The 244-nt window shown below is 66.8% G+C and carries 1 pseudogene; it reads left to right on the plus strand.

What is annotated here, in order from left to right:
* Positions 1 to 244: pseudogene (gene aroE / locus AAEZ06_RS28070) on the plus strand (shikimate dehydrogenase); the annotation flags it as partial.

The following is a 244-nucleotide window of genomic DNA, read 5'->3' on the forward strand; positions in this document are numbered from 1 at the left end:
GGATGATTTTGGCGGCAGCGCGTTGGCGTTTTTCCAGCAAGGCCGCGGGGCCAACGTCACCGTGCCGTTCAAGGAAGACGCCTACCGCCTGGCCAACAGCCTGACCGCCCGTGCGCAACGGGCGGGCGCGGTAAACACCCTGAGCAAACTGGCTGACGGCACGCTGCTGGGCGAAAACACCGATGGCGCGGGGCTGGTGCGCGACCCGACGGTTAACGCGGGCTTCAGCCTCAAGGGCAAACGC

This window comes from Pseudomonas sp. HY7a-MNA-CIBAN-0227, from assembly GCF_040310325.1.
In the GTDB taxonomy this organism is placed as follows: Bacteria; Pseudomonadota; Gammaproteobacteria; order Pseudomonadales; family Pseudomonadaceae; genus Aquipseudomonas.